This window comes from Blautia sp. AF34-10, from assembly GCF_003477865.1.
Classification (GTDB): Bacteria; Bacillota; Clostridia; order Lachnospirales; family Lachnospiraceae; genus Fusicatenibacter; species Fusicatenibacter saccharivorans.
Window position 1 is genome coordinate 30,790 of record NZ_QUED01000009.1, and the last position, 13,578, is coordinate 44,367.

Genomic DNA, 13,578 nt, shown 5'->3' on the forward strand with positions numbered 1-13,578 from the left:
GCTCACGCCTGAATCACTTTCTTACGCAGCGAAACAGCAAGTGTTTCACTGCTGAGTGAACAGTAACGAAAAGTTACCTGTTGTTTGCCGGGTACCGGTGAAGTGTAATGCAGCAGGAAAGAATCCGGTAAAGGAAAAAAGCTCCGCCGGAAAAAAAGGTGGTATTTCCGGTGGAGCTCTGTGAAAAAAGTGATCAGAATTTTACTGATGATAATAAGAGAGGAAGTCGGTGATCTTTTCAACCGCATCCTTTAAAACTTCAATTCGCGGCAGGTAAACAACGCGGAAGTGATCCGGCTGTCCCCAGTTGAAGCCGCCGCCGTGGACGATCAGAAGTTTTTTGTCGCGCAGCAGATCGAGAGCAAATTTTTCGTCGTTTGTGATATTGAACTTTTTCGTGTCAATTTTCGGGAACATATAGAACGCAGCTTTTGGTTTGACTGCGGTGATACCCGGAATATCGCAGAATGCCTTGTAAACGTATTCGCGCTGCTCGTAAATCCGTCCGCCCGGAACGATGTAGTCGTTGACACTCTGGTGGCCGCCAAGAGCGGTCTGGACAACGGACTGTGCCGGAACATTGGAGCAGAGACGCATGTTGGAGAGCATTTTGAGCCCTTCAATATAGTCCTTTGCGATAGCTTTATTTCCACTTAAGATCATCCAGCCGATACGGAAGCCTGCGATCATGTGCGATTTGGAAAGACCACTGAAGGTGACACAGAACAGATCCGGTGCGAGGGATGCAATAGAAACATGCTCGAGACCGTCCATGACGAGCCGGTCATAAATTTCATCGGAAAAGATGATCAGCTGATGTTCTCTGGCAAGCTCGACAATCTGCTGCAGTACCTCTTTCGGATAGAGTGCACCGGTCGGATTATTCGGATTGATGATAACAATCGCTTTTGTGCGGTCGGTGATCTTCTTTCGCATATCATCAATGTCCGGATACCATTCGGACTGTTCATCGCAGATGTAGTGGACGGCTTTTCCACCGGCCAGCGTTGCGCAGGCGGTCCAGAGCGGGTAATCCGGGGATGGGATGAGGATTTCATCCCCGTCATCCAGAAGAGCGGACATGCAGAGGTTGATCAGCTCACTGACGCCGTTTCCGGTGTAGATATCATCGATAGAAACATTTGGCAGTTTCTTTAACTGCGCATACTGCATGATCGCTTTTCGTGCAGAGAAGAGACCCTGGGAAGGAGAGTAGCCTCACAGTCGGTAAGCTGATGACTCATGTCATAGATGACCTCATCCGGGGTACGGAAACCAAAAGGAGCCGGATTTCCAATGTTCAGTTTCAGAACCTGTGTGCCGCACGCTTCCATGCGGTTTGCTTCTTCTACGACAGGTCCGCGGACATCATATAAGACATTGTCGAGTTTCGATGATTTTTTAAATTCTCGCATAGGGGAACCTCCTGTTTTTGTCTGGGAAAGGGAAGCGGCAGATGGATCAGAAAAGGATTCTGCCGGATCGGAAATCGTATCTGCCGTATAGTTTGCTGTGGAATCTTTTGCAAGCAGCCAGTCGGGATCGACCTGGAGCACATCGGCCAGAAAGTGAAGAATGTCGGAGCGCGGAACCGTTTTTCCGCTGACATACTGGCTGACATGGCTTTTTCCAAGCTTCACACCGCGCCGCTGGGCCGCTCGGATCAAATCGACCTGCTTGAACTGTTTCGCCTGCATGGCCAGTTTCAGACGGTCGGAAAAGGTTTCATTTGTCATAGAAAATCTCCTTAAGATAGAATACAAAATAAAAAAAGTTCAAAACTGTGCTTATTGTAGCATGGACAAGAAAAAAGTTCAATAGAAAAACTGAAAATTGTAAAAATGTTGAAAAGTTCAAAAATAAAGCGAAACAAGTTCAATTATAATATTGTCTATTCTGTACAGGTAAAGCGTTAAACCTTGCGCATTTTGCAAATTGACAAACGATGAGATTTCGGTAGAATAAAAAAATAGGATGCTATGCGTTTCTGTTGGGATCCGCCAATAGAAACGGGAGAGAAAGGAAGGAAAATGTATGGGGGAAGGTCATAAAAAACTGAATTTTTCCGATTGTATGGGACTTGCGATCGGACAGATCATCGGTTCGGGCATCATGGTACTGACGGGAATCGTCATCGGTCTGACAGGACACGGCATTGCCGCAGCGTTTATTTTAGGCGCCGTGCTTGCCATTATCACCTGTGTACCGTTCATCATCCTGACGTCCGCAATCCCGTCATCAGGCGCCGGCTTTACTTACATCCGACGATTGATGGGTGAAAAAGCCGGCTTTATGTACATTGCGATGTTTGTTTTAAGCCAGGTTCTGATCGCAACGTACGCGAAAGGCTTTGCAAGCTATTTCTGCTCGATTTTTCCGCAGTTTGGCGAGTCGGCTGTCGCAATGGCAGCACTTGTTATCTGCACCGCCATCAATCTTATCGGACTGAAATCGAGCGCACTGGTGCAAAAGGGCATGGTTGTGCTGCTGCTTTTGAGCCTGTTCTTATTTATTGTATTCGGACTGCCCAAAGTAAGCTGGGATGCTCTGAAACCGACGGTATCCAACCTGATGCCGAACGGTCCGAAGAACTTTTTCACAGGTGTAGCACTTTTGAGTTTTGCGTGCGGAGGCGCAAAATTCGTTGCGGAGAACGGTGATGATATCGTGGAGCCGTCCCGCACGATTCCAAAGGTTATCGTGCTTTCCACGAGTATCGTTGCTGTATTCTACGTGCTGATCGGTATCGTGGCAGGCGGCGTGCTTCCGGTCGAAACGGTCGCATTTCAGAACCTGACGCTTGTCGCGCAGGAGATTTTTCCAACCTGGCTGTACCTGTTCTTCGTGTTCGGCGGTGCTGTATTTGCACTGCTCACCACCCTGAATGGAACCTTGAGCTGGGTGACGCGAGGACTGCAGGCGGCCGCAAAACAGGGCTGGCTGCCGGAAAAAACTGCGGAGGAGAATAAAAACGGTGTTCCGGTGATCCTTCTGATGGTCTTTTTCCTGATGGGCGCTATTCCGATCCTTACGGGAATGGATCTGACATTGATTTCCAACATGGGTGTCGGAACCGATATGGTGACGGAATTTATGGTACTCCTGGCCTGCTGGCGTCTGCCGGATATCTTCCCGGAAGAGTATCAGAAGTCTGCGTTTTGTATGAAAAAGCGGACACTTCACATTCTGCTGTTTTTCATCGGCATTCTGATGATCGGAACCTCGTATGTCAATCTGTCGGATCTTACGGTTCCCGCGGCGATCGCATGCGGCATCTATATTCTGGTGATGTTTGTTTACACGCAGGTCCGATATCCGTATGTGAAGGCAAAACAGGAAAAGAAAGAAGACAAATAAAGAAGAGAAATGGAGAAGAAACATGAGGGCAACAACAAAAGAGCAGGGCTTTTACAGCCAGATTTTTAAGCTGGTTCTGCCGATTGTGATTCAGAATCTTTTAAGCGCGGCAGTCAACTCTGCCGATGTCGTGATGTTGAACTACGTGGGACAGTCCGCTATTTCCGCGGTATCCCTGGCATCCAACTATGCAAATGTATTATTTATGGTTTATTACGGACTGGGAACAGGAGCAACACTTCTGTGTGCCCAGTACTTTGGAAAGGGCAATATGCGCGCAATTCAGACTGTCGAGGGAATCGCACTTCGATTCTCCGTCATCATCTCCGTTGTTGTGGCAGGAATTGCTTTTACCATGCCACAGATGATGATGCGTCTGTTTACAGATAATGCGGAACTGATCCGGATCGGTGCTTCGTATCTGCGCGTCATGGGTGTGACCTACCTGTGTTGGGGCATCACGGAGATCTATCTTGCGGTACTTCGAAGCCTCGGCCGTGTGACGATCAGCATGGCGATGAATATGATGGCATTCGCACTGAACGTATTTTTCAACGCATGCTTCATTTTTGGCCTCTTCGGATTTCCGAAGCTTGGAGCAACCGGTGTTGCAATCGCAACGGCGATGTCGCGTGTCATTGAACTGATCGGCTGTGTGATTGTGTCGATCATGAGTAAGGATATCAAGCTCGATCTGCGGTACATGTTCATCCGCAACAAGATGCTGTTTTCCGATTTTGTGAAGCTGTCACTTCCGGCGCTTGGAAATGATCTTTCCTGGGGCGTTGCATTTTCGATGTATTCTGTGATCCTGGGCCATCTGGGAAGCGATGCGGTAGCGGCAAACTCGCTCGTTGTCGTTGTAAGAAATATCGGAACTGTGCTGTGCTTTGGTGTGGCAAGTGCGGGCGGTATTCTGCTTGGAAATGTTATGGGAGAAGGAAATCTGGAAAAGGCGAAGGAATATGCGTCTAAACTGCTGAAGCTGACGGTTGTTACCGGAGCTGTGGGCGGACTGGTTGTACTGGGTATCACGCCGTTTGTACTGAAGTTTGCTTCTTTAAATGAGACCGCGATGCATTATCTGAAATATATGCTGCTGATTAACACCTATTATATTATGGGGACTGCCGTCAATACAACGCTGATTGCCGGAGTATTCCGTGCCGGAGGTGACACAAAGTTCGGACTGGTCTGCGATACGATTGATATGTGGTGCTACGCGGTGCCGCTTGGATTTATTGCAGCGTTTGTCTTCAAGCTTCCTGTCCTTGTGGTTTATTTCCTGTTGTGTACAGATGAGTTTGTAAAATGGCCGTGGGTTCTGAAACGGTATAAGAGCGGACTGTGGGCAAAAAACATTACGCGGGATCATCTGTTTGAGGATGAAGAAAAAGAATAGATGATATAGAAAAAGACATCTGCAGAGGTGAAAAATCACTTCGTTAGATGTCTTTTTTCGTGTTTTTCAAACATGCTCTAGAGAACGGTATATCCTTTGCTCTTTAAGCTTGCTTCTGTCTCGTACACATCCGGTACATGGAACACCATGATCGGGCAGCCGGACTCGCGGTTGAAAGAGAGATAGATATAGTCGATGTCGATATTTGTCTCAAGCAGTGTTTTCAGAAGGGAATTTAAGTTACCCGGCTGATCAACTACCTCGACACCGAGTACATCCGTCTGGCGTGTCATGTAACCGGCAGCCTGAAGCGCCTGCTCTGCTTTATCCGGATCGGAAACGACCATGCGGACAATGCCGTACTCTGCGCTGTCATTGTTGACGGAACCTAAAATGTTGACGTCATTTTCAAACAGAATCTGTGTGATCTGCTGCATCGTGCCTTTTTTATTTTCTGCGAAAATAGAAAGTTGTTTTAACATAATTGGGGCCTCCTAAAATTGATCTGTGATTCCATTATACTGCCAAAATCAAACGCGTCAACGAATTTTGTGAAAGAAGACGAAAAAAGGTGGAAAAAGCGTATCGTTTACAGAAAAATCAATAGAATAAAAGCATCAATATAAAAAATAAAAAAAGAAATCAATGAGCGAAAAAAAGACAGAAAAGTCGGATAATAAGAGAAAATGCACAAAATACAAATAAAATATGAGAAAACGGGTGAAAAAACTTTTGCATAATGACGAAAAATGCGTTACAATAAAAGCGCTATATGTGAATTTGTTATTGGGAGGTATTAGAATTATGGCAACATTTTATGCATCAAAAACAGGAGAAGTATCTGCTAGAGAAAAAGAACATTCCGCGCTGGTACGTGAACTGGCCGGTGAGTGCATGACACTTCTTGAAAACGACGGAACCCTGCCGCTTGCCGGTGCAGGAAAAGTCGCAGTTTATGGTAACGGCGTCCGCCACACGGTAAAAGGGGGTACCGGTTCCGGAGACGTTAACACAAGAACGGTTGTTACGATTGAACAGGGCTTAAAAGAGGCCGGCTTTGAAATTCTGACCGGTAAATGGCTTGACGAATATGACAAAGTGCTTGCAGATGCGCAGGCTGCATATCAGGCAGAGCTGGCAAAAAAAGCAGAGGAGCTTCACATTCCGATTTTTGCTGTCATGTTCTCGGAAGCATTTGCGCAGCCTGATGTACCTGCGATTACCGAAAAAGAGGACACCGATACCGCTATCTACGTTCTGTCAAGAAACTCCGGTGAAGGTGCAGACCGCTATAACAGAGCATGCGATTATCTGCTCGGCGAAAACGAGCTCGCTGACATTGCCTATCTGGCAGAGCATTATGAGAAAACAGTTTTATTTTGAATATTGCGAACCTTGTAGACACCACAGAGTTAAAGAAAATCAAAGGACTGAATGCAATTCTTCTTGCAGGACAGGCCGGAAATGCAACCGGAAACATCGTTGCAGACGTTGTTCTCGGAAAGAGCATTCCATCAGGAAAGCTGACCGATACATGGGCTGCTTCCTATGAAGACTATCCGTCCTCCGAAAATTTCAGCCACAACAACGGTGACACTAACGATGAGTATTACAGCGATGGCATTTATGTCGGCTACCGTTATTTTGACACCTTCAACGTAACCCCGAACTACTGCTTCGGCTACGGCAAAGGCTATACTGATTTCGAGACGGAAGTAAGGGACGTGAAGGCAGATGATAAGAACGTTACCGTTACCGCATCCGTAAAGAATATTGGTGATACATTCGCCGGAAAAGAAGTCGTACAGGTTTACTATTCCGCACCGGATGGAACGATTGAGAAACCGTATCAGGAGCTTGGCGGCTTCGGAAAATCCGATCTGCTCTCGCCGGGTGAGTCCCAGACGATTACCATTTCCTTCCCGACGAGATCTATGGCTTCCTACGATGAGAAAAAAGCAGCATGGGTACTCGAAGCAGGAACGTATTACATCCGTGTCGGTAACAGCTCCAGAACAACGAAAGTGGCAGCAGCCCTGAATCTCAAAGAGACCGTTGTTACGGTTCAGGGAAAGAATCTCTTCCCGGCAGATGACGCTCCGCAGGAACTCTCCAAAGCAGGCGTAACACCGTACAGCTATGAAGGTGAGGCAGAAGAAAAAGCAGCTGCAAAACAGATTGAGATTTGCAGTAAATGCATCAAGACAGAGACCGTTATTTACAGTGGAACACCGGAAGCATTCCCAGTTTATGAGGGAGAGAAGCTGACTGCGGCAGATGTAAAGAGCGGAAAAGCGACGTTAAAAGATCTCGTATCGCAGCTGACCGTAGAAGAGATGGCTACCGTTTGCAATGGTACGGCAGACGGCCTCGGACAGGAAGGCTTTATCGGATCTTCTTCCGATATGGCGCCTGGAGCAGCGGGAGATACGACTTCCATTCTTCTTGCGGACAGAGGTATTTACAATACGATTCTTGCAGACGGTCCGGCCGGTCTTCGTCTGATTCCGCACTTTGTCGTTGATGCAGACGGAAAGATGGTATCCTCCGGAAATCCTCTGGAAGATGCGTTTAACAAAAATGAAATCGAAGTTCCGGAAGGCGGCACGGAGTATTTCCAGTACTGCACCGCAATCCCGGTAGCAGCGCTTCTTGCACAATCGTGGAACATGGATCTGATTCAGAAATGCGGTGATATCGTCGGAAAAGAGATGGAAGAATTCCACATTTCCGTATGGCTGGCACCTGGCATGAACATTCACAGAAATCCGCTGTGCGGAAGAAACTTCGAGTACTATTCAGAGGATCCGCTTGTGGCAGGTCTGTGTGCAGCAGCCGATACCAGAGGAATCCAGTCCCATGCCGGAATCGGAACCAGTATCAAGCACTTTGCAGCCAACAACCAGGAAGACAACCGTATGTACGTCAATGAGCATATCAGCGAGCGTGCAATGCGTGAAATCTATCTGAAGGGCTTTGAAATCGCAGTCAAGACAGCACAGCCGATGACAATCATGTCCTCGTACAACCTGGTAAACGGTGTACATACTGCCAACAGCCACGACCTTCTGACGGCAGCAGCAAGAGATGAGTGGGGCTTCGCAGGCTATGTCATGACCGACTGGGGAACCTCAGAGGACATGAGCGGATTGTTCGCTTACAAATATAACCTGAAATACGGACATTCCACTTCAAGAGAATGTGTTCTTGCAGGAAACGATCTGCAGATGCCTGGCCAGAAAGGAAACCGCCAGGAAATTGTAGCATCTGTCGCAGACGGAACCCTGCCGCTTGGACAGCTTCAGACCTGTGCGTACCGTATTCTGAATGTTGTTCTGCAGTCCCTCGCCTATGATGACTGTAAACCGTATGGTGACCAGTTCGATCTCGCGGAGGCGGTTACCGTTACAAAAGCATAAAGAATCAAAGAGTATAGAAGCAGCCCCGCAGACCTTTACCCTAAGGTTTTGCGGGGCTGCTTTTTGTATCGTCAAATGAGGACCTTTTTTGATCGGATTGAGGTTCCATGTCAGGTGCTGGCAGAAAATGTAAAAAGCTCACGAAAGAACTGTAAAACTGGAGAAAAACACAGAATAAAATCGGTAAAAAAATAAAAAATAGTGAAAAATGCACAAAAAGATTGTCCCTAGAGCACATAGTGTGCTATAATGAATGCATCTATTAAAACAGGGGGATAGATTATGGCAAAAGAAATGATAGCAATGCTTCTTGCCGGAGGTCAGGGATCTCGCCTTTATGCGCTGACCGAGAAGCTTGCAAAACCGGCAGTTCCATTTGGCGGAAAATATAGAATCATCGATTTCCCACTTTCTAACTGCGTAAATTCCGGAATTGATACCGTAGGTATTCTGACACAGTATCAGCCAATGGTGTTAAATGAGTACATAGGAAACGGCCAGCCGTGGGATCTGGACCGCCTCCATGGAGGTGTTCACGTGCTGCCTCCTTATCAGAAAGCCTCAGGTTCTGACTGGTATAAAGGAACTGCAAATGCCATCTACCAGAACATTCCATTCATCGAGAGCTACGATCCGGAGTACGTCATCATCCTTTCCGGAGACCAGATCTGCAAACAGGACTACAGCGATTTCCTCCGCTTCCATAAGGAAAAGGGCGCAGAATTCAGCGTTGCGGTTATGGAAGTGCCGTGGGAGGAGGCATCCCGTTTCGGACTTATGGTAGCAGATGAAAATGACAAAATCACCGAGTTCCAGGAAAAACCAAAACAGCCGAAATCCAATCTGGCATCCATGGGTATCTACATTTTCAACTGGGATATCCTGAAAAAATATCTGATTGAGGACGAGGCAGACCCGAATTCTTCGAACGATTTCGGAAACAACATCATCCCGAATTCTTTAAAGACGGACGCAATATGTACGCTTATCATTTCAGCGGATACTGGAAAGATGTAGGAACCATCTCCTCTTTGTGGGAGGCAAATATGGAAATCCTCGATCCGGAACACAGCGGAATCAACCTGTTTGACAATAACTGGAAGATTTACAGCCGAAACAGCGGAAAAACAGGCCATAAGATCACCGAAACCGCTGTTGTGGAAAACTGTATGATCACCGATGGCTGCCGTATTGCAGGTCATGTCAAACATTCGATTCTGTTCTCCGGTGTAAAGGTTGCAGAGGGCGCAGAAGTAGAAGATGCCGTTATCATGGGAGGAACCGTGATCGAATCCGGAGCAGTCGTGAAACACTGTATCGTTGCGGAAAACGTTGTGATTGGCCAGAATGCCGTGGTAGGAGAAATGCCGCATGACGGTGAAAAAGGTGTTGCCACCATCGGATCCGGAATCCATATCGGTGAGCGTGCCAAAGTAGGACCAAATGCAATGGTAAATGCAAATGTAAAGGATGGTGAAGAAGAATGGTAAACGCAAATGCAGATGCACTGGGCATCATTTTCCCAAACAGTTATGATGAGCAGGTACCGGATCTGGTAAACGAGCGTCTGATGGCCTCCATTCCTTTTGCCAGCCGTTACCGCATGGTGGACTTTATTTTATCCAGCATGGTAAACTGCGGAATCGGAAATGTATCCATTATCGTCCGCAAAAATTACCATTCGCTGATGGATCATCTCGGCTCCGGACGTGAGTGGGATCTCGCCAGAAAAAAAGGCGGCTTAAACATTGTTCCGCCTTATTCCGAGAAGAAAATTCAGGTGTATTCCGGAAGAGTGGAAGCACTGGCAAATGTTCTCGATTTTCTGAAATGGCAGAAAGAAAAATATGTTGTTATGGCGGACACCAACATTGCCTGCAATTTTGATTTCAAAGAGATGCTGAATCAGCATATCGAAAGCGGCGCAGATGTTACTGCAGCTTATACCAAGCAGCCGATTCCGGAAGGCGTCAGAAGCTCTTACGAGAAAACCAATTATCTGCACTACACCTTCTCCATGGCAGGACAGAAGATCAGCAAGATCTTTGTAAACTCGGAGGAAAACGGAGTACAGAATGTATCGATGAATATCTACGTGATGGAGCGTCAGCTTCTGATCGACGAAATCAAAAAAGGCTTTGTCCTTGGAAATAAATTCTTTGAGCGTGATGTCCTGGCACCGCAAACGGAGAAACTGAACATTCAGGGATATGAGTTTACCGGTTATCAGGCAAGAATCGACGATATGAAGAGTTATTTCGATGAGAACATGAAGCTCTTAAAAGATGAGAATCTCGATAGTCTCTTCTCCGGCAACCCGATCTATACCAAAGTCCGCGACGACAATCCGACCCGTTATATCAACGGATCAAAAGCGAAAAACGTGATGGTAGCAGACGGCTGTGTGATCGAAGGCGAAATCGAAAACAGCATTTTGTTCCGTGGTGTCAAGGTAGCCAAGGGAGCAAAAGTAAAGAACTGCATTCTGATGCAGGATACCGTGATTGAAGCAGGCGCTGAGATTGAGTACGTTGTTTCTGATAAATACGTTACGGTATCTGAAGGAAAACAGCTCAAAGGAACCGATTCCTTCCCGGTATTTATTGCGAAGGATCAGGTTGTATAAAGAAAAGAATAGAATGAAATAGAAATACCGACTGCCAATGTAGAATATATCAATATTGATGGGCAGTCGGTATTTTTTGGAAAAATTCAGAGAAAAATAGTAGATTGAGTAATGCATCTGTGATATGGTAATAAAACAAAACAGTGATAGCCTAAGGAAGGGAAGATTCTTACCATAAAAATTCCCGGTTGTACAGCTTATGGTTACAGTACAGTCTGTTTTTAGGCTTTCAGCGTTGGCAGCTGATACTGTTTTTTCAGCTCTTTATATTCTGTCTCAAATTCTTCTTCTTTCTTTAATGCATGCAGATACTCATGTGTATCAAACGATCCGCTGTGGATCTGGCTGACGCAGACGGCAATGTTGGAGCAGTGGTCGGAAATCCGTTCGAAGTCGGTCATCACATCGGAAAGGATAAAACCAAGCTCGATCGTGCATTTTCCACTCTGGAGCCGTTCGATGTGGTGGTTCTTCAGGCTGGAATTCAGGCTGTCAATCACCTGCTCGAGTGGTTCCACTTCATTTGCTTTTTTCACATCCTCATTGTTGAAAACGGAGAAGGTCAGGCTGACAATATCTTTGACTGCTTTGCCATAAACAGCAAGCTCTGCGGCTCCATCAGAAGAGAACTGCAGGCTCTTGTCATGCATCTCTCTTGCAGCTTTCATGATGTTGACGGTGTGATCGGAAATTCGTTCGAAATCGCCGATGCAGTGCAGGATCATGGAAAGTGTCTGGCTGTCCTTCGGGGAAAGCTTTTCACTGGAAAGCTTCACCAGATATGTGCCGAGGGCATCTTCAAAATGATCCACCTTTTTCTCAAGAATATCTACATTTTCCGCATCCGCCTCGTTGTAGGAGGCCATCAGGTCAACAGAGGTAATAAGGCCGGTTTCGGTCAGCTCTGCCATTTTTGCGGCTGCAACTTTACACTGCTGCAGAGCAAAAGCCGGGCTGTCGAGGAAACGGGTATCGAGCATCTGAACAGCTTCGTCTGCTTTTTCTTCCGGTCCGTCCGGAATGGTCAGTTTCGCAAGTTTGACCAGTCCGTCTGCAAACGGGAACAGGATCAGTGTTGCAAAAATATTGAAGCCGGAGTGAACGATTGCAATACCGGCTGCATTTGCGGAGGTTTCCAGGAATGGAAAATGCACAAAGGCATTGATTCCATAGAAGAGAACCAGGAAAAGAACAGTACCGATGATGTTAAAATAAAGGTGAACCATTGCGGTACGGCGTGCATTGCGGCTTGTACCGATGGAGGAGAGCAATGCGGTAATACATGTACCGATATTCTGTCCCATGATGATCGGGATCGCTACGGCGTAGCTGACGGAACCGGTTGCGCAGAGTGCCTGGAGAATACCGACAGAAGCAGAGGAACTCTGGATCACGGCGGTCAGAATGGTTCCGGCAAGAACACCGAGCACCGGAATTGAGAATTTTACGAGAAGTCCCGTGAATTCCGGTACATCTGCGAGCGGTGATACAGCGCTGCTCATGGTGTGCATACCAAACATCAGAATGGAAAAACCGGTTAACAGGGTACCGACATTTTTCTTTTTATCGCTCTTTGCCAGCATCAGCATAAAAACGCCGATGATTGCAAGAATGGGGGAAAAGGACGACGGGTTCAGCATTTTAATGAATACATTGTCGCCCTGAATGCCGGTAAGACTTAAGATCCAGGAAGTGATGGTGGTACCGATATTGGCGCCCATGATGATGCCGACTGCCTGGTTCAGCTTCATGATGCCGGAGTTTACGAATCCGACAACCATAACAGTAGTTGCAGAAGAGGACTGGATAACTGCGGTAACACCGGCACCTAAAAGAACTGCCATAATCCGCTTTGATGTCAGCTTTTCCAGCAGGTATTCCAGTTTACCGCCGGAAAGTTTGGTCAGGCCATCGCCCATGGCACTCATGCCGTATAAGAACATGGCAAGGCCACCGACAAAGGATAACACTCCAAAAATGTCCATAATTTCTCCCTTTACGTAATTTTCTTTTTCTTTTCGTGGTTTTAACAATAGATACACGTTTTGCAGGTCTTACTCGAGAAAAAACCTACATTTAGAAGATAACACATCTAAAAACAGTTTTGTGTTAAATGTATGTAAAGTTTGTAAAACGGTCAAAACAACTCAAAATCCGGTGCGGCACTGTTTTGTGCCGGTACCGGATCGTTTCTCGATTCCTTTGCATCCGAAAGAAGCTGCCACTCGCAGGATCTGCAGATGCGGGTAGTTTGGCTGAATATGATTTTCATAAGAAATCTTTTAACTTTTCCATGTTGTATTCTTCAAATTTTCGCAGCTTATCCATCAGATCCCGGATTTTGGGATCCGCGTCCTCATACTGGCGGTACTTCTGGATTGCCTCGACGATGCCCATGCTGCTTCCGGTAATCAGCATGCTGGCAATGTGTGAGACGGACGGATCCGTCATAGTCTGCAGGTTTATCATAAAATACGTGCGTGCTTTTTCCATTATGCCAAGGCCTTTTTCATCGTAGCCGTGTTCATTCAGCAGCTCCTTTGCCGCCTGATGAAATTCCTCATAGCCCTGAAACTGGGTTTTCAGATGTTCTTTTAAGTCTTTGTCCTCAACGACTCCAATGAGCTGCCGGATCGTGTCGACACCCATCTGGGAGTTCTGGTAAATAAAGTTTAAAAGCTCTGCATCTCCACTCATCGTGCATCTTCCTTTCTTACTTTCTTTGGTGGTTTCATGAAAAAGTATTGCCGGAAATCGGGGCAAATATACCTGAT

At 46.6% G+C, this 13,578-nt stretch carries 9 protein-coding genes and 2 pseudogenes; 7 read left to right on the forward strand and 4 right to left on the reverse strand.

Annotation, left to right across the window (positions count from 1 at the left end; genetic code table 11):
- Positions 1-201: 201 nt before the first annotated feature.
- Positions 202-1,736 (reverse strand): annotated as a pseudogene (locus DWZ60_RS19515) (aminotransferase class I/II-fold pyridoxal phosphate-dependent enzyme).
- Positions 1,737-2,034: 298 nt separating this feature from the next.
- Between DWZ60_RS19515 and DWZ60_RS07325 the strand changes: the two are divergent.
- Both DWZ60_RS07325 and DWZ60_RS07330 read left to right on the forward strand, forming a co-directional pair.
- A complete protein-coding gene (locus DWZ60_RS07325; RefSeq protein WP_119221444.1) occupies positions 2,035-3,357 on the forward strand; it encodes an APC family permease in 1,323 nt (440 codons plus the stop codon).
- 22 nt (positions 3,358-3,379) lie between these two features.
- Positions 3,380-4,759 (forward strand): MATE family efflux transporter, encoded by a 1,380-nt coding sequence (locus tag DWZ60_RS07330; RefSeq protein ID WP_022461392.1) that lies wholly within the window; start codon positions 3,380-3,382, stop codon positions 4,757-4,759.
- A gap of 77 nt (positions 4,760-4,836) precedes the next feature.
- Here the strand turns inward: DWZ60_RS07330 and DWZ60_RS07335 are convergent, their stop codons facing one another.
- Positions 4,837-5,241 (reverse strand): ACT domain-containing protein, encoded by a 405-nt coding sequence (locus DWZ60_RS07335; protein ID WP_022461391.1) that lies wholly within the window; start codon positions 5,239-5,241, stop codon positions 4,837-4,839.
- 322 nt (positions 5,242-5,563) lie between these two features.
- On the opposite strand from DWZ60_RS07335, the gene DWZ60_RS18645 reads away from it, so the two are divergent.
- The 5 genes and pseudogenes from DWZ60_RS18645 to glgD all read left to right on the forward strand — a co-directional run bounded on the left by DWZ60_RS18645 (position 5,564) and on the right by glgD (position 10,804).
- Positions 5,564-6,142, forward strand: coding sequence for a glycoside hydrolase family 3 C-terminal domain-containing protein (locus DWZ60_RS18645; RefSeq protein WP_158576346.1), 579 nt, complete (start codon positions 5,564-5,566; stop codon positions 6,140-6,142).
- Positions 6,139-8,178 (forward strand): glycoside hydrolase family 3 N-terminal domain-containing protein, encoded by a 2,040-nt coding sequence (locus DWZ60_RS18650; protein WP_158576348.1) that lies wholly within the window; start codon positions 6,139-6,141, stop codon positions 8,176-8,178. The genes DWZ60_RS18645 and DWZ60_RS18650 overlap by 4 nt, the downstream gene beginning before the upstream one ends.
- Positions 8,179-8,481: 303 nt before the next feature.
- A pseudogene (locus DWZ60_RS21150) lies at positions 8,482-9,176 on the forward strand (sugar phosphate nucleotidyltransferase); the annotation flags it as partial.
- Positions 9,177-9,224: 48 nt separating this feature from the next.
- Positions 9,225-9,668, forward strand: a complete 444-nt coding sequence (locus DWZ60_RS21155) for a hypothetical protein (protein WP_330422169.1) — start codon at positions 9,225-9,227, stop codon at positions 9,666-9,668.
- Positions 9,662-10,804: a glucose-1-phosphate adenylyltransferase subunit GlgD gene (glgD, locus tag DWZ60_RS07350; RefSeq protein WP_117801747.1), complete on the forward strand. Its 1,143-nt coding sequence runs from the start codon at positions 9,662-9,664 to the stop codon at positions 10,802-10,804. The genes DWZ60_RS21155 and glgD overlap by 7 nt, the downstream gene beginning before the upstream one ends.
- 221 nt (positions 10,805-11,025) lie before the next feature.
- Here the strand turns inward: glgD and DWZ60_RS07355 are convergent, their stop codons facing one another.
- Positions 11,026-12,789, reverse strand: a complete 1,764-nt coding sequence (locus DWZ60_RS07355) for a Na/Pi cotransporter family protein (RefSeq protein WP_119221445.1) — start codon at positions 12,787-12,789, stop codon at positions 11,026-11,028.
- A 283-nt stretch (positions 12,790-13,072) separates the two neighbouring features.
- Positions 13,073-13,501 (reverse strand): hypothetical protein, encoded by a 429-nt coding sequence (locus tag DWZ60_RS07360; protein ID WP_022461386.1) that lies wholly within the window; start codon positions 13,499-13,501, stop codon positions 13,073-13,075.
- Positions 13,502-13,578 lie beyond the last annotated feature (77 nt).